The sequence below is a fragment of the Azospirillum sp. B510 genome (assembly GCF_000010725.1).
Classification (GTDB): domain Bacteria; phylum Pseudomonadota; class Alphaproteobacteria; order Azospirillales; family Azospirillaceae; genus Azospirillum; species Azospirillum lipoferum_B.
This window is the reverse complement of sequence record NC_013856.1, coordinates 190,616-209,464: the sequence shown is the minus strand read 5'-3', so window position 1 is coordinate 209,464 and position 18,849 is coordinate 190,616. Positions and strand designations below refer to the sequence as shown.

The window sequence follows — 18,849 nt, the reverse complement described above, 5'->3', positions numbered from 1 at the left end:
CCAGACCCGAACGCCCGAGGGGACCGGGATCATGCCGACCGTCCCGACAGCGCGGCGATCACCGTGCCGACCAGGGCCGGATCGACCGGGCCGGTGATGCGCAAGCGCGCCGTCGCGAATTCGACCTCGATGAGACCGGCTGGTGGGGCCGCTGGCGCCGCTGTCGGCTCTGCCACCTCCTCCGGTGCCGGAGCGTCGGTGGCGACGGTGATCGGCATGAAGGCGGGCAGCCGGGGCTGCTGACCGAAGAACTGGCGGCGCCAGCGGTACAGCAGGCTGACGTCCACGCCCAGGCGCCGGGCGACTTCGGTCGCCTTGACGCCCGGCTGGAACGCCTCTTCGACCAGCCGCAGCTTCTCCTCGTCGCTGAACTGCCGCCGCCGCTCCTGGCCCGTGATCACCTCGACGCGTTGGATAGTCATAGGGACTGCCATAGGGATAGCCATAGGGACAGGCACAATGATTCAGCTTCCCCGCTCGGTCACAAGGCGGCGCTCGGCGGAGGGATACCACCTTGTCGGCTCCGGGCATGGCCTGGAAGCGCGCCGCGGTGCTGGCCTCCAGCGTGGTAACGTGACGGCGCAGTGTGCTGCTGGTCGGCAGACCGAGCACGTAGTCGAGCCCCTCCGCCTCGCACCAGTCCAGCACCTCCGGGCAGGCGTAATGGCCGTCGGCGCGCAGCAGGATCTCGGTCTTGGGCCAGTTTGCCCGAATGGCGCGGAGCAGGCGACGCAGGAAGGTCCGGATCTCCGTCCCCTTGGGCCGCTTGGCTGGGCGCAGCACAGCGGTGACAAAGCGGCCGTTGCCGTCGAAGACAACGATGGGCTGGAAGCCGTACTCGTCATAATGGGCGTTGAACAGGCGCAACTGCTGACCGCCATGCACCGTGTCGAAGGTGTCGTCTACATCCAGCACGATGCGCTTGGGCACCTGGCGAAAGGACGCGCAGTAGAGATCGACCATGGCTCGGCCCATGCGCAGCAGTGCGCGGGTATCCGGCAGGTTCTCCAGGCGCGAGATGGTGGCTTGCGAGCAAAGGTCACGCTCGGACGGCAGGCGTTCCAGGGCCATCTTGAACAGCGGGTCGGAGCGTAGGCTGCCGGCGTCGTTGCCGTCCTCGTAGCCCGCCGCGATGGCCAGCAGGCGAAAGCCGATGATGTCGGCCAGCGAATGCACGGTGCGCGTTGGATCGCGCGGGTCCTCAATACAGGCGGCCAGCCGATCGGCAATCCGCAGCCGCTTCGCCACCTCCCGCAGCACCAGCAGCCCGCCATCGGAGGACAGGCGGCCGCCATCAAAGCGCCCGATCACCGGCTTTCCAGCAACGGGTGACAGGCCGGGCAGCGGCAGGGTATGATCAACCATGGCGGGTGGGCGCTCCGGAAACGGCAGGAGTTGGCGTCAGCACCCAAATCCTACGGCCGCTCAACGGATGCCGCTACACCCGCCAACCCTCATGAATTTTCCCGGCTAATTACCCACATCGTCATTGAGGTGTCAGTGCCGATTGGATACTCCCCAGAAAGGGCGGCTGAAAATTCCCCAGGCTGACGCAACGGCAGGGCTCCGGGGCGTACGCCCCGGAGCCCTGCGGCCGCTCATCGCCCATGATCACCCTCCGAGGCGGAGGGAGGGCACAGGTGGTCAGACTTGGGGAACTCGTCATGATTCTCGATCTCGCCCGCGAGGGCCTGTCGGTGTCGGCGATCTCACGCCGCACCGGCCTGGATCGCAAGACCATCCGCAAATACATCGCCCGCGGACTGGAGGCGCCGGCCTACACCCCTCGGCCGGCTCGGCCGACGCTGCTCACGCCTTTCGAGCCCTATCTGCGCGAACGCCTACAGGGCTTTCCTGATCTCAGCGCCCGCCGCCTGCTGCGGGAACTCAAGGAGCGCGGTTACAGCGGCGGCTATACCATCCTGAAAGCCGTGGTCCGCGCCATCCGTCCTACCCCGTCACCGTCCTTCGAGCGTCGCTTCGAGACGCCGCCCGGCAAGCAGGCCCAGGTCGATTTCGCCTTCTTCAAGACGACCTTCACCGACGAGCCCGAGGTGGAGCGGATCGTCTGGCTGTTCTCCATGGTGCTCGGCCACAGCCGCATGATGTGGGCCCGCTTCGTCGCCCGCCAGGACCTGCAAACCGTGCTCCGCTGCCACATCGCCGCCTTCGACAGCTTCGGCGGCGTGCCGGAACAGATCCTCTACGATCGCATGAAAACCGCCGTGCTGGGCGAGATCGAAGACCCCGATCAGCCGACCCAGGGGATCGCCTACAATCCCAAGCTCCTCTCCCTGGCCAGCCACTACGGTTTCCTGCCGAAGGCCTGCAAGCCGTACCGCGCCAAAACCAAGGGCAAAGTCGAACGGCCGTTCCGCTATGTGCGTGAGGACTTCTTCCTGGCCCGCAGCTTCCGCAATCTCGAGGACCTGAACATCCAGTTCACCCAGTGGCTGGATCAACTCGCCAACCGCCGTCGGCACGCCACCACCCAGCGCATCGTCGCCGAGCATTTCGCCGAGGAGCGCCCCCACCTCAAGCCGCTGCCGGCCGGCCCCTTCAACAGCGTGCTGGCCCTGGAGCGCCGTGTCACCCGCGACGGCATGGTGTCGGTCGGCGGCAACCTCTACTCCGTGCCGGATTGCACCCGCCGGCGGACGGTGGAGGTGCAGGTCACCGCCGGCACCGTCACCATCCTGGAGAACGGCATAGCCGTCGCATCCCACCCGGCGCTGGAAGGACGAGGCCAGCGGCGCATTGCCACCGGCCATCGGACCCAGCCTCCACCGCCCAACAGCCAGACGCCCAGGGAGGTTGCCCCGCCCCCGGCACCTCCGCTGCAGGGCGGCACCGTCACGCCCCGCTCGCTGGCCATCTACGACACCATCGGCCGCCATTTGGCCAACCAGCCGGGGAGCCCGTGATGAGCACCACGTCGCTGGAAGCCGGCCCCGCCACCCTCGACCGCATTCGCCAATATCTGGTTGGGCTGAAGATGCCGCGCGCCTTGGAAGCGCTGGAGCACATCCTGCGCCGGCTGGAACGCGGCGAACTCTCCGCTCTGGAGGCCATCGACGCCCTGCTGGGCGAGGAACTGACGTTGCGCGAGGGACGCCGCATCAAGGCGGCCCTGAAGATGGGCCGGCTTCTCTCCATCAAGACGCTCACCGGCTTCGACTTCTCCTTCCAACCCTCGCTCGATCGCGATCGGATCATGACCTTGGCGCAACTCGACTTCGTCGACCGGCACGAGGTGGTCCATTTCCTCGGCCAACCCGGCTGCGGCAAGACGCACCTGGCGCTCGCTCTGGGGGTGGAGGCCGTCAAGGCCGGCCGCTCGGTCTACTTCGCCACCCTGGCCGACATCGTAAGCTCGCTGGCCAAGGCCGAACGTGAAGGGACTTTGCGGGAACGTCTGCGCTTCCTGTGCCGGCCACAGCTGCTGATCGTCGACGAGATCGGCTACCTGCCGGTGATCCCCGGCGGCGGCAACCTGTTCTTCCAGCTCGTCAACGCCCGCTATGAACGCGGCGCCATGATCCTGACCTCCAACCGCGGCTTTTCCGAATGGGGCGATGTCTTCGGCGGCACCGTCGTCGCTTCCGCCCTGCTGGACCGCCTGCTGCACCATGCTGTGGTGGTGCAGATCGAAGGCGCCAGCTACCGCCTGCGCCGCCATGCCGAACTGATCCCGGACAAAAACCGCAGCAGGCCGATCACCGCCCCATCACCGGCGCTCCGGCGCCGAGGCCGTCCACCAAAAGCAAGGAGCGCCGACACCGAAGCCAATCCATAGCCCTTCAAACCATCTGGGGATTTTTCGACCGACCGTTCTGGGGAAACTTCTTTCGGCCTTTACATGAGGATAGTGTCCGCGAACGTGGTGGAAATTTGGTGATCGCCCTGGGGGTGGGGTATGCCCCACCCCCAGGCGGCGGCTTGCGCGAAAGAGGTGGTCATTAGGCCGGTCGGCTAGAGTGGAGTTGCGACACTTCCTCTTGCCCGAAGGACCACCCCAATGACCGAGGACAGTATGGCACTGGCAGACCTGCTCCAGAAGGCCGGCGACAGCGATTTTCTGCGCGCCGTCGCCGAGACGGTGCTGCAGATGCTGATGGAAGCCGACGTCGAAGGCCAGATCGGCGCCGGGCGTCACGAACGGAGCGCCGAGCGGCAGACCTACCGCAACGGCTACCGCGACCGGGCGCTGGATACGCGCCTGGGCACGCTGAACCTGCGCATCCCCAAGCTGCGTCAGGGCAGTTACTTCCCCCCCTTTCTCGAAGCCCGCAAGACCAGCGAGAAAGCCCTGGTGGCGGTGATCCAGGAAGCCTGGATCGGCGGTGTCTCGACCCGCCGCGTTGACGAGTTGGCCCAGGCGATGGGGCTGTCGGGGATCTCGAAGTCGACGGTCTCCAAGCTGTGCCGAGACATCGACGAGCGGGTCAACGCCTTCCTCGACCGTCCGCTGGAGGGCGACTGGCCTTACCTGTGGCTGGACGCCACCTACCTCAAGCACAGGGCGATTCAGAGAAGGTGGATGAAATTCGGGTGACGCGAGTCGTCGGTTGATTCACAAGGCTATCGGCAGGAACCGAGCCGGAGAGTCGGAGCGATGACGGGTGGACCGCGGACGTTGTGGGAGGTTGTGGGGGCGATCCCGGATCGCCGGGGCCGGAAGGGGCGGCAGTACCCTCTGGCATCGGTTTTGATGTTGGCGCTTTCGGCGATGCTGGCGGGGGCCAACGACCTGATGGCGATCTTTCGCTGGGGGCGACGGTTGCCGCCCGAGGCTCTTTACCTGCTGGGCTTGGAGCGGTCGCCGTGTCACGCCATGTACCACTATTTCTTCAAGGCTTTGGACGTTACGGCGGCCGAGGCGGTGTTGGGGGAATGGGCGCGCGGCTCCGGCCCGGTCGGACATGTGGCGCTCGACGGCAAGCGCCTGAAGGGCAGCGCGCCGGCCGGGCACGATGGCAGCGAAGGCGTGCATCTGCTGGCCGCCTTCGCCAGCCGGCTGGGGACGGTGATCGGCCAGTTGCGGGTGCCGCCCGAAGCCAACGAGATCACCGCCGCGCTGACGCTGCTCAAGAGCCTGCCGCTGGGCGGTGCGGTAATCACCGGGGATGCGGTGTTCTGTCAGCGCGCCATCTGCCAAGCCATCCGCGACGGCGGCGGCGATTATCTGTTCACCGTCAAAGCCAACCAACCGGCGCTGATGGCCGATCTCGCCGTCGCCTTCGGTGACGCTTTTCCCCCCGGAGCTGGTGGCGGCGTTCCAGGGCCAGCCCCCGCCTCCCGCCCTGGACGGGCCGCCGCCGGACCGTGAGGGCGCGCAGACCGTGGAGAAGGGGCACGGGCGCATCGAAACCCGCCGCATCACCGTCAGCCGCGAGGTCGTTCCCGCGCTCGACTGGCCCGGCGTGGCGCAGGTCTGCCGCATCGAGCGGACCCGCGAGGTCAAGGGCGCGATCTCGCACGAAACCGTCTACGTCATCACCAGCCTGGACCGCGACCACGCCTCGCCTGCGGCGCTGCTCGCGCTCGCCCGCGACCACTGGGGCATCGAGAACCGCCTGCACTGGAGGCGTGACGTCCTCTTGAGCGAAGACGCCAGCCGGGTGCGATCCGGCGCCGTGCCACAGGCCATGGCGATGCTGCGCAACACCATGCTGGGCATCGCCAATCTCTTCGGCGCCCCGCTCCCCGCCGTCCGCATGGCATGCGCCGAAGATCGCTGTGCCACAATCGCAACCGTCAAGAACGGCTTTCTTTGAATCGCCCTGACCTCAAGCAGCGCGAGGGGGGACGCATCGTCTCCGTCGCCGCCATAATCGCCGTGGCCGCCAACACCGAGGGCAAGCGCGAGATCGTCGGCCTGCACATCGGCCCGTCGGAAGCCGAGGTGTTCTGGAGCGATTTTCTCAAGAAACTCAAGGCCCGCGGCCTGAAGGGCGTGAAGCTGGTGATTTCCGATGCCCATGAAGGGCTGAAGGCCGCCATCGCCCGTGTCATGGGCGCCACTTGGCAGCGCTGCCGAGTCCACTGGATGCGCAACGCGCTCGCCTATGTGCCCAAGGCCCAGAACTCCATGGCCGCCGCCGCTCTGCGCCAGGCCTTTCTCCAGCCCGACGCCGAAGCCGCTCACCAAGCCTTCCGACATATCGCCGAGCAGATGCGCGACCGATGGCCCAAGCTGGCCTCCTTCATGGACAGCAGCGAGCATGACGTGCTCGCCTACATGGGCTTTCCCGCCCAGCATCGCACCAAGCTGCACAGCACCAACACCTTGGAACGCCTGAACAAGGAGGTCAAACGCCGCGCCGACGTCGTCGGCATCTTCCCAGGTGAGGCATCGATCATCCGACTGATCGGCGCGGTGCTCCTCGAACAGAATGACGAATGGCAGACCCAGAACCGCTACATGCAGGTCGAGGCCATGGCCGAGCTGACGCCGGCCAGTGAAAGCCAACCGGCCATCACCTTTCCACCAAAGGCCGCCTGAACAATGGCCACCTCAGCGCGCATCCGAATTTCCACCATCTTGACGGACGCTATCTCGGCTCCATCGAGGATGCCAGGCCCTTCTGCCGGGACTTCTTCACCTGGTACAACCGGGATCACCACCATGCCGCCCGCCAGCAAACCCTCGACCGTGCCTTTCGCCGCACACCGGAGCGTTTCGTTCGCAAAGCGCCTCAACCACCCGCAAAGCCAATCGAAGTCTGGATCAATCCGCCGCAAAAGCCGGAGAGCATCCAAGCCTAATTCATAACTCGGGCTGTCTCACAGTCGTTGACACGTTCCGGGCCGCCACTTTTCCAGGGCAACTCCACTCCTGCGGAGTCCACTCGAGCGGAAGGCTATAGATGGTGCCGTTGATTCCGCAGCTCATCCCGACGGCCGCCTCGTCGCGAACATGGAAGTCGGGAATCCTGCGCAGCCATTCCTCAACGAAGATCCGCAGTTCAGCCCTGCCGAGATTGGCGCCCGGGCAACGGTGGGGGCCTTTGCCGAAGGTCGAGTATTCTCCACTATTGGAACGGGTGAAATCTACCGTCAGCGGGTCGGGGAACTTGCGTTCGTCCATGCTGCCGAGCGGCGACGGCATGACCAGCATGTCACCCGCCTTCATCGCAACCCCACCGACCGTGACATCGTTCTTCACCAGGCGGCCAATGTTGACGATGGAGTGCCGCCGCAGCATCTCGTCGACCGCGTTGGGGATCAGTTCCGGGTTTTCGAGCAACTGACGGCGATGATCAGGGTGACGCGCCAGGAACCAGGCGGCGAACCCCATCGCCGACACCACCGTATCCATGCCGCCGATCAGGATGAGCGCGCACATCCCGGTCAATTCATCGTCGTCCATCGGCCGTCCGAACACCTTGCCGGCGATGATCGAACTGATCAGATCATTCCCAGGCTTGGCTTTCCGCTTGGCGACCAGATCACGGACGTACCCGAAGAGTGTTCCCATGGTCTTATGCATGTCCTCCGGCTCGGCCGGCCGGACCATCCTGTCCGTTAGCGCGAGCAACCACTCGCGATCCTCCGCCGGCACATCGACGATCGACATGAAGATCTCGATCGGCAGATGCTGGGCGAAGTCGGTGATGAACTCGCACGACCCGCGTGGCTTCAACTCCTCCACCAGCCGGATCGCGACGGCGCGCGCCAGCTCAGACAATTGCTGAACCCCACGCGGCGAGAAGGTCGGGCTGAGCAGGGCGCGATAGGCGGTATGCTCCGGCAGGTCGGCTGTCAGGGGATAGAGCGGCAGAGAGCCATTCTCCCTGGTTGGATTCCGGCTTTTCGGAACCACAATCGCGCCGTTGCTGAAGTTCACGGGGTCGGCCAGAACTCCCATCATATCTTCATAGCGTGTCACCACCCAGTGGCCGCCCTGACGGGGAGTCCAGAAGACGTCCGGCAGGCCATGATCATGCATGGCCTTAAGGGCGAGGTGGAAATCACGATCGGCTCCTGGAATAGCGTACACTTCGACGTCGAAGACGCGATCGGCTGGAACATGATCTGGGTAATCCGCGGCGTGCGCGAGCTTGGCGAAAGGACAGCCTGACATTTCTCAACCCTCGGAAATCGGATATGTAGACGGGTGCGATGGAAGGAGCGCGCAGCGTCAACTGATCTGGAAGCCGCCATCGACCGCTAGGAACTGACCGGTGACGTAGGATGCGGCAGGGCTGGCCAGAAACAGCGCGGCGGCCGCTATGTCTTCTCCGGTTCCAACCCGTCCCAGCGGCATCCGGCCGGGCTGGGTCATCGGACCGGCCATCGGCAAGCTCGCCGTTGCGGATGCCTTGCGCGCACCCCCGGTCATCACGGCGCCGGGAAGTACCGCGTTCACCCGGATACCGTCTCCGGCGAATTCCAGAGCAGCCGTGCTGGTCAGGGCGTTCACGCCGGCCTTGCTGGCGTTGTAGGCGACGTTGTTGAAAACAGCCACCTGCTTCGACGACACCGAAGACACGTTGACGATTGCTCCGCCCTGGCCGTGGCGGCGCATGCGACGAACCGCCTCCTGCATGCAGACGAAGGCGCCGCGCAGGTTGACCGCCTGCATCGCCTCCCACTGCGCTTTCGTCACGTCCAGGAAGTGGATCTTGGGAAAAATGCCGGCATTGTTGACCAGAATGCCGATCCGTCCAAAAGCTTCTTCCGCCGCGTCGAACAGCGCGGCGATAGAGGAGTCGTCGGCCACATCGGTGGTCACCGCAATGGCCTGCCGCCCTTCGGCCATCAGACGCTCCGCCGTAGCGGCCCCGGCCGCTTCGTCGATCTCCGCGATGACGACGCGGGCGCCGGCAGCGGCGAACAGCGCGGCAATGCTCGCGCCGATACCGGAACCGGCACCGGTCACTACGGCGGTCTGGCCGGCAAGGCTGTATAGCCCCGGCCAGGAGTTCGATTTATCCATGATCCTTGCATCTCCCGAGGCCTGCTTGGTTCCAAGCCTTTTAGTTTGCTAACCAGATGGTCCGACCATGCATCAAACCCTCTGCCGGAGTAAGAAGGATGACGCTAAACTCCCTGTTCAAATTTCCCAAACACCGACAGGTTTCCCGATGGACAAGTTGCGTGCGATGGAAGTGTTCGTCCAAATCGCCGACAGTGGTGGTATCCGCTCGGCGGCATCCATGCTGCGGTTGTCTCCCGCCATGGTGTCCATGCACCTCGCACAGCTCGAACGGACGCTTGGCATACCATTGATCCAGCGCTCACCAAAAGGAAGCAGTCTGACCACGGATGGGCAGAGTTATCTCGACCATTGCCGGACCATCCTGGAACAGATTTCCGGAGCGGAAGCCCAACTGTCCGGAACCTCGGGCCTGCGGCGTGGTCGCCTGAGCATCGATATGCCCGCGACGGTCGGCAACTGCATTGTGCTCCCGATTTTGCCAGAGTTCATGGCGCAATACCCCAACATCACTTTCGACATCAGTTACTCCGCGCGGGCGTTCGATCTGTCGGACGAGGGGTACGACATCATGATCCGCGTCGGGCCGATCGCAGATACCGGCCTGATCGCCCGACCACTCGGTTTCTGCCAACTCGCGACGGCCGCCGCCCCCTCCTATCTCGCCCACCATGGAGAACCACAGGCAATCGAGGATCTGGATACACACCGGGTCATCAACATCCGCTCATCCCGATCAGGGCGGATCGTGCCATGGCAGTTTGTGAGAGATGGTCAGACGATGTTTCGCGAGCTTCCAGGCAGCTTGCTGTTTAATGACGGTGAACCCCGTATCCATGCGGCCTTGCTCGGCCTCGGCCTTGTCCAGGCGCCGGTCTATCAGTTGTCCGGCCTGTTGGCCAATGGACGGTTGTGCAGGATCCTGGAACGGTTCGACGCAAGGATGCCGCAGATTTCGCTGTTGTATTCCCCCCAGCGCCGTTCCCAGCAGTTGGTTCACGCTTTCATCGACTTTCTCCTCGCCCGGTTTCCGCCCGACCGAGAAATTCAAATTCCCTTCAACCCAGGCGAGATCACCTGACCCCGCAGCCTCATCCGATCCACCCACCAACTGGATATAGTGGTTATCATTTTCCATATATACATTATATGGTGTTTATTTCTCCATATCAGCCATCAAATTCTTAGACTGTATAGGAGACAAGCCATTTTGCAGATTGCATATCGGCAAGAGTCATGTTCAGATATCAGAACTGTGTTCGGTAAGATAGAAATCCAAACTGACGGACCCCTCTTTCGCCTCCGGAGCACAAATCAGGTAGCAGGGGGGATTAAGGAGGATGCCCGGCGGTAGGAAAAGCGGTCGCAATCCAACGACATCGATCCCACAGACGACGCAATGGATCGGACGAAATGGCCGGTCCAACAAAATAGGGAGGACAGGCGTGGGGCTTCATCGGATCATGCCTTGCAGCGCGGTTTTTTTTCTCTGCCTGGCGGAAATCATGCCAGGCCTTGCCTGGGCCGAGACGCCGCGCTTTCGTGACCCACTGGACGTACCGGCGGAGATCACCGCTCGGGCGAGCACCAGCATGATGCTCGCCGTGGCGGCGGCCGGCGATCGTCTGGTCGCGGTGGGCGAGCTTGGCCGGATCGTTCTGTCGAACGACAACGGGCGGAGTTGGACGCAGGTAGCGAGCCCAGTCAGCACCACCCTGGTGGCGGTCCAGTTTCCAACCTGGCGCGATGGATGGGCGGTCGGGCACGGCGGGGTCATTCTGCACACCGCCGATGGTGGTCAGACCTGGATCAGGCAACTCGACGGACGCAGCAGCGAGGCCCTTCTGCGCAAGCATTACGGCCGGTTGCGGGATGCCGGGGACGCCAAGGCGACCCGCATTCTGGAAGCTATGGACCTGAACTACCAGAACGGTCCGGAGTTGCCTCTTCTCGGTGTCTGGTTCCGCACCGCACAGGAGGGCTTCGCGGTCGGCGCGTTCGGTATGGTTCTGGCCACGCGGGACGGTGGCAACAACTGGGAACCCTGGCTGGACCGTATCGATCAGGTTGATGATCTGCACCTGACGGCAGTGGCCGGCATCGGCGACCGGGTGTTCATCACCGGAGAAATGGGGCGAATCTGGCGCCTCGACACCAACGCCGGCCGCTTCGTCCCCTGTACGACACCGTACGAAGGAACCTTGTTCGGCATTACCGGACAGGGCGAGCGTCTGATTGCGTTCGGATTGCGTGGAAATGCCGTTCTCAGCACCGATGGCGGCGAACGCTGGACCGGCCTGGACCTGCCGGCGCAAGGCGACAGCATCAACAATGCCACCTCACTTGGCAACGACAAGCTTGCCCTGGTCACCCAAGGCGGCCGACTGCTGATCGGCGGCATCGATGGAACTGGCTTCGCGGTCCAGCCGGTCAGGACACCGACCCTGCTGACCAGCGTCGTGCCAGCAGGCGCGGACACGGTTGTGGTGACAGGGCTTTCGGGTGTGTGGCGCGAGCCGATCGTCCAGAACAACGTTCGGCGGTAAACGCCACGCCAGGAATTGATGAGGTCTGAAGTGGCATCGCATGGGCATGATACTCTTTCTCTGCCGATCGTCCGGGATCGCAGGGATTTCCCGATGCAATCGGGCAACTGGCTGGAGCGACTGATCTTCAATCATAGGCTGCTGATCCTACTGGTCATTGCCATCGTGTCAAGCGTGCTCGGCTTGCAAGCATCCCGGATGACCGTGAATGCCAGCTTCGAGCGCATGATTCCGCAATCGCAGCCCTGGATTCAGAACTATCTCCAGAACAAGGAGGCTTTGCGCGGTCTCGGCAATGCAGTCCGCATCGTGATCGAGACCCGTGACGGCACCGTTCTCGATTCCCATTACCTCGATATTCTGCGACGGATCAACGATGCGGTCTATTTGATGCCGGGCGTCGACCGTTCCTGGATGAGGTCACTGTGGATGCCGATCGTTCGCTGGACCGAAGTGACGGAGGAAGGATTCCGGGGTGGTCCGGTCATGCCCGACCGTTTCGACGGGTCGCCCGAAAAGATTGAGGAGCTCCGCCGCAACATTCAGCGCGCGAACATCGTTGGAAGCCTGATCGGCCGGGATCTGAAATCGAGCATGATCCTGGTTCCCCTACTCGACAGCACCGATACGGCGGGCACCAACTTCAACTATCGGGACTTCAACGACAGGCTCGACGCGATCTTCGCCGCCAACCAGGACGACCGCATCCAGATCCATGTCGTCGGTTTCGCCCGGCTGATGGGTGACCTGATCGCCGGCCTCGGCCAGGTCATCACCTATTTCGCCTTCTCGGTCGCAGTCGCCACGCTATTCGTTTTCTTCTATACCCGCTGCCTGCGGAGCACCATCCTGCTTGTCGTCGCGTCCCTGCTGGGCGTGGTCTGGATGCTCGGGCTGATGCGGGTGTTCGGCTTCGAACTGGATCCTTACTCTACCTTGGGACCGTTCCTGATCTTTGCCATCGGACTGTCTCATGGCGCGCAGAAGATGAACGGCATCATGCAGGACATCGCGCGGGGCACCGACAAGTACGTTGCCGCCCGCTACACCTTCCGGCGACTGTTCGCCGCCGGTCTGGCCGCACTTTTGGTCAACATTGTTGGTTTCGCCGTCCTCTTCATCATCGACATTCCGGTCATCCACGATCTCGCCCTCTCGACCAGCCTGGGCGTTTCGGTTCTGGTGTTCACCAAACTGGTGCTGATTCCGGTTCTGCTGTCCTATACCGGAGTCAGCCGGACGGCGGCGCAGCGGTCGCTGCGGAAAGCGGACGGTCAGAAGCAGGTGGCGGACACGCTTTGGGGAACCCTTGTCCGGTTCACCCAGTTGCCCTGGGCAAGCACGGCGGTCGCCGCCACCGCTCTGGTGACCGGGATCTCGCTGGAAGCCCGAACGCACATCCAGGTCGGCGACCTCGACGCCGGCGCACCGGAATTGCGGACCAATTCCCGCTACAATCAGGATATCGCCTATGTGAACGGTCATTACGAGCTGTCAAGCGACCAGTTCTCCGTAATCGTCAAAACACCCCGTGACCAATGCGAAACCTTCGAAACACTGACGGAAACCTTGCGCCTCAGTGAACGGTTGCGCGAGGTTCCTGGCGTCGTAACGGTTCGCAGCGCTCCCGAGGCGATCCAATTCATCAACGCCGGCCTTTATGAGGGAAATCCGAAGTGGATCGCCCTGCTGCGCAATCCGAACGTCACCTCAAACGCGCGGAATCAGCTCGTCGTCAATCAGCCGGATCTGGTCAACACCGAATGCGCGATCATGCCGGTGATTGCCTATCTTGCCGACCATAAGTCGGTCACGCTCCAGCGGATGACCGCAGCGGCCACTGAGTTCGCCGCGCAGCACAACACGCCTGACCGCCAGTTCCTGCTGGCCGCCGGCACGGCCGGCATCGAGGCCGCGACCAATGACGTGGTGCAGCGGGCATTCTGGAACATCCATTTCCTGCTGTACGGCGCGGTGATCGTGCTGTGCTTCATGACCTTCCGCAGTTGGCGGGCCGTGCTGGTGGCGCTGGTGCCGCTGGTCATCACCTCGTTCCTATGCGAAGCGCTGATGGTCTGGCTGGGGATCGGTATCAAGGTCGCCACCCTGCCGGTGATCGCGCTCGGGGTCGGGGTGGGTGTCGATTATGCGCTCTACCTTCTCAGCATCCAGCTTGTCTTCCAGCGACAAGGCGCCAGCTTGTCGGACGCCTATCGCGAATCCCTGGGCTTCACCGGCAAGGTGGTTGCGCTGATCGGCCTGACCATGGCGGCGGGTGTGATTCCCTGGGCGTGGTCGCCGATCAAATTCCAGGCCGACATGGGCATCCTGCTGACCTTCATGTTCTTGTGGAACATGATCGGTGCACTGGTCCTCATTCCGGCTCTGTCCTACTTCCTGCTGCCGAGCAAGCGCCCGGCCGGCGCCGCAATCCACCGCGACGGCCAGCATGCCGCGACGCTGAGGGGCAGCAACCCTTAGACCGCATTGTTCTTATATCAGAACGTTGTTCTGTTTATTCTTGCGCCGCATATCCTGGTATTCTAAGCTTAGGGCGGCTGTACGGTCGGGTGATTGCTACGGCTGATTCTTTCTTCCCATATCTGGCCGCCTCCGGGCGGCCTCTTTTTTGGATAACGTAACGCCATGGGTGTGGAGGAAAGAGCACCCGATGTTACCCCGAAAAACACCGGCACATCGACGCTGGCGGCTTCATCCCGCATGATCCCCGGCCCCATCATCGTCACGACACAGTTCGGGATCGTCGCGCCTCCCCAATAGGGCGGATTGCTGCGCAGAGGGTATCCTCCCGCCATGTCAGCCTGAAGAATATCCTCGGGCACATCCTCCCGGTGAAAGGGATGGATGAGATCGGGCACAAACTTTGCGGCTAACCGCGGGCGTATCCGCCCCCGGCGACAGAACATCAGGATCGGCCGTGCATCGGCAGCAAAATATCGGGCAGGAACAGGGTTGCCGCGATGGCGGTCTGGCCCGGCAGGGGCAACGCCTCGCTGACATCAATGGTCAGATCGAACTTTCGCATTGCTGCGGGAGTCCTGGAATCAAGAGGGAAAACGCAAGAGAACCGGCACGCCGTCCAGGCGTGCCGGTTCGGTTCCGGCCACATGCAGCGCTTTTGCCACCCGACCGAACCGGCTACGGGACGCCATGCGCCAACGGTGCTTACAGGGTTACGGAACGCCCTTGGTCGCCCGCCACCGCACGGAATCGGCCTGCATCACCACAGCGATTTCCAGGTTTTTCAAGGGGCCGCGCACCGCGTCCTTCGCCACATAGGCCACCCGGATATAACCGCCCTCGGCGATCCAGAAGGTGCCCATGCCCAGAAGAACCCCCAGCCCGGCACCTGCCAGCCAAGCTTGCAGGATGGAGGGCGGCTGACTCGTCAGGGGCTGGGACATACCGAAGGCGATGTGACGTATGACAGCTTCCCCCATCCAAGAGCCTTTCCAAAATCATCTGGTCAGGCGACCGACGTCGCCTCCAGCAGGTTTTTCAAGGGCACGCCCTCATCCGCCATCCGGGCGACGTCGATCGCAATTCCCTGCTCGACCAGCCGGCGGCAAATCATGAATTCCTGGGGCCGGCTGACGCAGTGCGCGGCGATCAGCCGGCCAGCCAGCCCATAGAAGGCGGTGAAGAAGCGCCGGGCGGGATCGCCCCGCAGCACGCATTGGTCATAGCCAGCGGACAGCCCGACCATCTGCAATTTGAGATCATACTGCTCCGACCAGAACCAGGGGATCGACGCATAAGGCTTGGGCTTCCCGCAGAGAGCGGCGGCGGCGGCCCGCGCCTGCTCCATCGCGTTGGGCACCGATTCCAGGCGAAGACGGCGGCCGAGCAACGGATTGGGGTGATTGGTGCAGTCGCCGATGGCGAAAACATCGGGATCGCTGGTGCGGGTGAATTCATCGACGACGATGCCGTCATCGACCGCCAAGCCTGCATCGCGCGCCAGTTCGACGTTGGGTTCCAGGCCGATGCCGACGATCGTCAGATCCGCAGGCTCGGGCACGCCATCGGCGCAGGTGACGGCGAGCCCGCCGCCCTCCGTTTGCAGCGTCACGCCAGTCACGGTCACGCCCTTGCGGATCCGCACGCCGGCGTCGCGATGGACCTCCTCGTAGAAGGCCGACATTTCGGGAGAAGTCACCCTGGCGAGCACGCGCAGCGCGCTTTCCAGCACGGTCACGGCAACGCCACGCTTGGCGGCGACCGCAGCGACCTCCAGACCGACATAGCCGCCGCCGACGATCGCCAGCCGACGCCCCGGCAGAAAGCCGGCCTGGATGCGCCGCACATCGTCGATGGTCCGCAGGTAATGCAGCACCCCGGCCGCCTCGGCCTCGGCAGCGCCCGGCACCGCAAGACGACGCGCCCGCCCGCCGGTCGCGAGCACCAGCCGGTCGTAGGACAGGGTGCGGCCATCATCAAGCGCGACGCTCTTCGCAACCCGGTCGAGCCAGACCGCGCGGACGCCGGCCAGAACCTCGATTCCCGCCCGGTCATAGGTCGCCTGCGGCTTCAGATGCAGCCCGGCCACCTCGACCTCGCCAGCCAGGAAGGCTTTCGACAGAGGAGGCCGCTGGTAGGGAAGATAGGGCTCCTCGCCGATCATCGTGATCCGTCCGGCAAAGCCCCCTTGCCGCAAACTCGTCGCCAGTTCCCCGGCCGCATGGCCAGCGCCGACGATGAGAATGGATGTCTCGCCCATGTCCCCGACTCTCCCTGCCCACACGATCGCCCGCGATCCCGGACGCTTCCCGTCTTGGATCAAAACCGAACAGTGTTTCTATATACGCACGATCCTAGCCTCGAAGCCCATCCCGGCGCAAGGGCTATGTTTCCATCATAAACTATCTGTATTGTTGACAGTGTCTGGATCCGATGGTGGCCTGGGCACGCCTTCCCCGCGGCGCCGGACGATCGGGTTGCACACTTATTCATAAAAATGAACGTTGTTCATTTTTCTTGTTTCCCCTCTCGTCCCTCGCTTAAACTGGACGCGACGCCCAACAGGCGCAGCCAGCCCCGCGCCATCCGGCTCACCGCGCGCCTTCCCCGTCAGGCGGAAGGGTTCAGCCCAACGGCAACTTCCAACTCCCAGGAACGACCATGAAACTGTTGGTGCCCGTGAAGCGGGTTGTAGACTACAACGTGAAGATCCGCGTGAAGGCGGACGGCACGGGCGTCGAGACCGCGAACGTCAAGATGTCGATGAATCCCTTCGACGAGATCGCGGTCGAAGAGGCGGTCCGCCTGAAGGAAGCCGGCAAGGCCACCGAGGTGATCGCCGTGTCGGTCGGCCCGGCCCAGGCCCAGGAGACGCTGCGCACCGCGCTCGCCATGGGGGCCGACCGCGCCATCCTGGTCCAGACTGATGCCGAGACCCAGCCGCTGGCGGTGGCCAAGATCCTCAAGGCTCTGGTGGACAAAGAGGGGCCGCAGCTCGTCATCCTGGGCAAGCAGGCGATCGACGACGACTGCAACCAGACCGGCCAGATGCTGGCGGCCCTGCTCGGCTGGGGCCAGGGCACCTTCGCCTCCAAGGTCGCTCCCTCCGACGGCGGCGTCACCGTGACCCGCGAGATCGACGGCGGGCTTGAGACGGTCGCGCTGAAACTGCCGGCGGTGGTCACCGCCGACCTGCGGCTGAACGAGCCGCGCTATGCCAGCCTGCCCAACATCATGAAGGCGAAGAAGAAGCCGCTCGACACCGTCACCCCGGACGCGCTGGGCGTGGATGTCATGCCGCGGCTGAAGACCTTGAAGGTGGCGGAGCCGGCCAGGCGCAAGGCGGGCGTCAAGGTGCCCGACGTGGCGACCCTGGTCGAGAAGCTGAAGATCGAAGCTAAGGTGATCTGAGATGAGTATCCTGGTCATTGCCGAGCACGATGCCGCTTCGCTGAAGCCGGCCACGCTCAACGCCGTCGCCGTCGCCGCCCAAATCGCCAAGGCGGTGGGCGGGGACATCCATGTGCTGGTCGCCGGCCAGGGCGCCGGAGGCGCCGCCCAGGCCGCCGCCAAGGTGGCCGGCGTGTCCAAGGTTCTGGTCGCCGACGACGCGGCCTATGCGCACCAGTTGCCGGAGGACGTCGCTCCGCTGGTCGTCTCGCTGGTCAAGGCCGGCGGCTACGGACATGTGCTGGCGCCGGCGACCTCGGCGGGCAAGAACGTAGCACCGCGGATCGCGGCGCTGCTGGACGTGCAGGCCATCTCGGACATCACCCGGGTGGTGTCGGCCGATAGTTTCGAGCGGCCGATCTATGCCGGCAACGCGATCGCCACGGTGCAGTCGTCGGACGCGGTGAAGGTGGTGACGGTGCGCGCCACCGCGTTCGAGGCTGCGTCTGCCGAGGGCGGTTCGGCGGCAGTGGAGAATGTCGCTTCGGCCGGCGCGTCGGGCCTGTCGCAGTTCGTGTCGGCGGAGCTGACCAAGTCGGAGCGTCCCGAGCTGACCGCGGCGCGGATCGTGATCTCGGGCGGCCGGGGGATGCAGTCGGGCGACAACTTCCACCTGCTGGAGGCGGTGGCCGACAAGCTGGGGGCGGCGGTGGGCGCCAGCCGGGCGGCGGTGGATGCCGGGTTCGTGCCGAACGACTATCAGGTCGGGCAGACCGGCAAGATCGTGGCGCCGGACCTCTACATCGCGGTCGGCATCTCCGGTGCGATCCAGCATCTGGCCGGCATGAAGGACAGCAAGGTCATCGTCGCCATCAACAAGGACGAGGAGGCGCCCATCTTCCAGGTCGCCGACTATGGTCTAGTGGCCGACCTGTTCAAGGCGGTGCCGGAACTCTCGGGCGCGCTCTGACCCGGTAGGCGAGCGGGGATCGGCTGACCGGCTCCGTTCGCCGAACGAAATGCTTGCCTTGCCAACTTTCTCGCGTCTAATCGTAGGGGGACAGTGCGCATCTTGCATATATGCGACCCTTAACCCCTGCGCCGTTCAGGGATCCAACCTCACGCCCAAGCCGGAGAATGGCATATGCCGACCATCACCTTCATCCAAGCAAACGGCACCGAACACACCGTCACCTTCGATCCGGGAAAGACCCTGATGCAGGCGGCCGTGGACAATCTGGTCCCCGGCATCCAGGCTGATTGCGGTGGCTATTGCAACTGCGCCACCTGCCATTGCTTCGTCGAGCCGCCCTGGGAGGCCACCCTTCCCGCTCCCGAGCAGCCCGAACAGGATATGCTGACCTGTGCCATCGATCCGCAGCCGAACAGCCGGCTGAGCTGCCAGATCGTGCTGACCGAGGCGATGAGCGGCTTGGTGGTGCGTTTGCCGGTATCGCAGACCTGAAGCGGCGGTTTCGGATTTCGGATCCT

16 protein-coding genes and 4 pseudogenes are annotated in these 18,849 nt (G+C 64.0%); 13 read left to right on the top strand and 7 right to left on the bottom strand.

Translation table 11 applies throughout. The annotated features are described in order from the left end of the window. Nucleotides 1-29 precede the first annotated feature (29 nt). On the bottom strand, nucleotides 30-422 hold the full coding sequence (locus AZL_RS37695; protein WP_012973093.1) for an IS66-like element accessory protein TnpA: 393 nt from the start codon (nucleotides 420-422) through the stop codon (nucleotides 30-32). 88 nt (nucleotides 423-510) lie between these two features. Then, nucleotides 511-1,365, bottom strand: a pseudogene (locus tag AZL_RS37135) (IS1380-like element ISAzs3 family transposase); the annotation flags it as partial. A 275-nt stretch (nucleotides 1,366-1,640) separates the two neighbouring features. Between AZL_RS37135 and istA the strand changes: the two are divergent. From istA to AZL_RS35795, 7 genes and pseudogenes are all read left to right on the top strand, one after another. Then, nucleotides 1,641-2,924 carry an IS21-like element ISAzs30 family transposase gene (gene istA / locus AZL_RS22275; RefSeq protein WP_012976703.1) on the top strand — a complete coding sequence of 428 codons (1,284 nt, stop codon included), beginning with the start codon at nucleotides 1,641-1,643 and terminating at the stop codon, nucleotides 2,922-2,924. Continuing rightward, nucleotides 2,924-3,796 carry an IS21-like element ISAzs30 family helper ATPase IstB gene (gene istB, locus AZL_RS22270; RefSeq protein ID WP_012976702.1) on the top strand — a complete coding sequence of 291 codons (873 nt, stop codon included), beginning with the start codon at nucleotides 2,924-2,926 and terminating at the stop codon, nucleotides 3,794-3,796. The genes istA and istB overlap by 1 nt, the downstream gene beginning before the upstream one ends. Nucleotides 3,797-4,018: 222 nt before the next feature. Further along, nucleotides 4,019-4,522: pseudogene (locus AZL_RS22265) on the top strand (IS256 family transposase); the annotation flags it as partial. Between the two features lie 93 nt (nucleotides 4,523-4,615). Then, a complete protein-coding gene (locus tag AZL_RS37435) occupies nucleotides 4,616-5,329 on the top strand; it encodes an ISAs1 family transposase (protein WP_012976700.1) in 714 nt (237 codons plus the stop codon). Further along, nucleotides 5,244-5,777: an ISAs1 family transposase gene (locus tag AZL_RS37430; RefSeq protein ID WP_256373237.1), complete on the top strand. Its 534-nt coding sequence runs from the start codon at nucleotides 5,244-5,246 to the stop codon at nucleotides 5,775-5,777. The genes AZL_RS37435 and AZL_RS37430 overlap by 86 nt, the downstream gene beginning before the upstream one ends. Continuing rightward, nucleotides 5,768-6,505 (top strand): annotated as a pseudogene (locus AZL_RS22250) (IS256 family transposase); the annotation flags it as partial. The gene AZL_RS37430 and the pseudogene AZL_RS22250, both read left to right, overlap by 10 nt. Before the next feature lie 56 nt (nucleotides 6,506-6,561). Continuing rightward, a pseudogene (locus AZL_RS35795) lies at nucleotides 6,562-6,768 on the top strand (IS3 family transposase); the annotation flags it as partial. Between the two features lies 1 nt (nucleotide 6,769). Here the strand turns inward: AZL_RS35795 and AZL_RS22245 are convergent. Then, on the bottom strand, nucleotides 6,770-8,086 hold the full coding sequence (locus AZL_RS22245) for a cytochrome P450 (RefSeq protein WP_012976698.1): 1,317 nt from the start codon (nucleotides 8,084-8,086) through the stop codon (nucleotides 6,770-6,772). Nucleotides 8,087-8,143: 57 nt separating this feature from the next. Further along, nucleotides 8,144-8,941, bottom strand: coding sequence for an SDR family NAD(P)-dependent oxidoreductase (locus tag AZL_RS22240; RefSeq protein ID WP_012976697.1), 798 nt, complete (start codon nucleotides 8,939-8,941; stop codon nucleotides 8,144-8,146). A gap of 148 nt (nucleotides 8,942-9,089) precedes the next feature. Here AZL_RS22240 and AZL_RS22235 point away from each other — a divergent pair, with 148 nt between their 5' ends. The 3 genes from AZL_RS22235 to AZL_RS22225 all read left to right on the top strand — a co-directional run bounded on the left by AZL_RS22235 (nucleotide 9,090) and on the right by AZL_RS22225 (nucleotide 13,968). Next, nucleotides 9,090-10,022 carry a LysR family transcriptional regulator gene (locus AZL_RS22235; protein ID WP_012976696.1) on the top strand — a complete coding sequence of 311 codons (933 nt, stop codon included), beginning with the start codon at nucleotides 9,090-9,092 and terminating at the stop codon, nucleotides 10,020-10,022. Nucleotides 10,023-10,386: 364 nt separating this feature from the next. Next, nucleotides 10,387-11,487 (top strand): WD40/YVTN/BNR-like repeat-containing protein, encoded by a 1,101-nt coding sequence (locus tag AZL_RS22230; RefSeq protein WP_012976695.1) that lies wholly within the window; start codon nucleotides 10,387-10,389, stop codon nucleotides 11,485-11,487. Between the two features lie 18 nt (nucleotides 11,488-11,505). Beyond that, nucleotides 11,506-13,968: an efflux RND transporter permease subunit gene (locus AZL_RS22225; RefSeq protein ID WP_012976694.1), complete on the top strand. Its 2,463-nt coding sequence runs from the start codon at nucleotides 11,506-11,508 to the stop codon at nucleotides 13,966-13,968. 68 nt (nucleotides 13,969-14,036) lie between these two features. Here the strand turns inward: AZL_RS22225 and AZL_RS35790 are convergent, their stop codons facing one another. The 3 genes from AZL_RS35790 to AZL_RS22215 form a co-directional block, all read right to left on the bottom strand. Further along, nucleotides 14,037-14,366, bottom strand: a complete 330-nt coding sequence (locus AZL_RS35790; RefSeq protein ID WP_148219587.1) for a hypothetical protein — start codon at nucleotides 14,364-14,366, stop codon at nucleotides 14,037-14,039. 315 nt (nucleotides 14,367-14,681) lie between these two features. Next, nucleotides 14,682-14,948: a hypothetical protein gene (locus AZL_RS22220; RefSeq protein ID WP_012976693.1), complete on the bottom strand. Its 267-nt coding sequence runs from the start codon at nucleotides 14,946-14,948 to the stop codon at nucleotides 14,682-14,684. A gap of 26 nt (nucleotides 14,949-14,974) precedes the next feature. Continuing rightward, nucleotides 14,975-16,228, bottom strand: coding sequence for an NAD(P)/FAD-dependent oxidoreductase (locus tag AZL_RS22215; protein WP_012976692.1), 1,254 nt, complete (start codon nucleotides 16,226-16,228; stop codon nucleotides 14,975-14,977). Between the two features lie 401 nt (nucleotides 16,229-16,629). Here AZL_RS22215 and AZL_RS22210 point away from each other — a divergent pair, with 401 nt between their 5' ends. From AZL_RS22210 to AZL_RS22200, 3 genes are all read left to right on the top strand, one after another. Further along, complete coding sequence (locus AZL_RS22210; protein WP_012976691.1) at nucleotides 16,630-17,379, top strand: electron transfer flavoprotein subunit beta/FixA family protein; 750 nt, start codon at nucleotides 16,630-16,632, stop codon at nucleotides 17,377-17,379. Between the two features lies 1 nt (nucleotide 17,380). Further along, nucleotides 17,381-18,328, top strand: coding sequence for an electron transfer flavoprotein subunit alpha/FixB family protein (locus AZL_RS22205; protein WP_012976690.1), 948 nt, complete (start codon nucleotides 17,381-17,383; stop codon nucleotides 18,326-18,328). A 174-nt stretch (nucleotides 18,329-18,502) separates the two neighbouring features. Continuing rightward, nucleotides 18,503-18,823, top strand: a complete 321-nt coding sequence (locus AZL_RS22200) for a 2Fe-2S iron-sulfur cluster-binding protein (RefSeq protein WP_012976689.1) — start codon at nucleotides 18,503-18,505, stop codon at nucleotides 18,821-18,823. The last annotated feature ends 26 nt before the right edge of the window (nucleotides 18,824-18,849 follow it).

Bases quoted from the DNA above. Each gene is read 5' to 3' on its own strand.
- AZL_RS37695 (WP_012973093.1), bottom strand. From the start codon at position 422: ATGACTATCCAACGCGTCGAGGTGATCACGGGCCAGGAGCGGCGGCGG.
- istB (WP_012976702.1), top strand. From the start codon at position 2,924: ATGAGCACCACGTCGCTGGAAGCCGGCCCCGCCACCCTCGACCGCATT.
- AZL_RS37435 (WP_012976700.1), top strand. From the start codon at position 4,616: ATGACGGGTGGACCGCGGACGTTGTGGGAGGTTGTGGGGGCGATCCCG.
- AZL_RS22245 (WP_012976698.1), bottom strand. From the start codon at position 8,086: ATGTCAGGCTGTCCTTTCGCCAAGCTCGCGCACGCCGCGGATTACCCA.
- AZL_RS22240 (WP_012976697.1), bottom strand. From the start codon at position 8,941: ATGGATAAATCGAACTCCTGGCCGGGGCTATACAGCCTTGCCGGCCAG.
- AZL_RS22235 (WP_012976696.1), top strand. From the start codon at position 9,090: ATGGACAAGTTGCGTGCGATGGAAGTGTTCGTCCAAATCGCCGACAGT.
- AZL_RS22225 (WP_012976694.1), top strand. From the start codon at position 11,506: ATGAGGTCTGAAGTGGCATCGCATGGGCATGATACTCTTTCTCTGCCG.
- AZL_RS22220 (WP_012976693.1), bottom strand. From the start codon at position 14,948: ATGGGGGAAGCTGTCATACGTCACATCGCCTTCGGTATGTCCCAGCCC.
- AZL_RS22215 (WP_012976692.1), bottom strand. From the start codon at position 16,228: ATGGGCGAGACATCCATTCTCATCGTCGGCGCTGGCCATGCGGCCGGG.
- AZL_RS22210 (WP_012976691.1), top strand. From the start codon at position 16,630: ATGAAACTGTTGGTGCCCGTGAAGCGGGTTGTAGACTACAACGTGAAG.
- AZL_RS22205 (WP_012976690.1), top strand. From the start codon at position 17,381: ATGAGTATCCTGGTCATTGCCGAGCACGATGCCGCTTCGCTGAAGCCG.
- AZL_RS22200 (WP_012976689.1), top strand. From the start codon at position 18,503: ATGCCGACCATCACCTTCATCCAAGCAAACGGCACCGAACACACCGTC.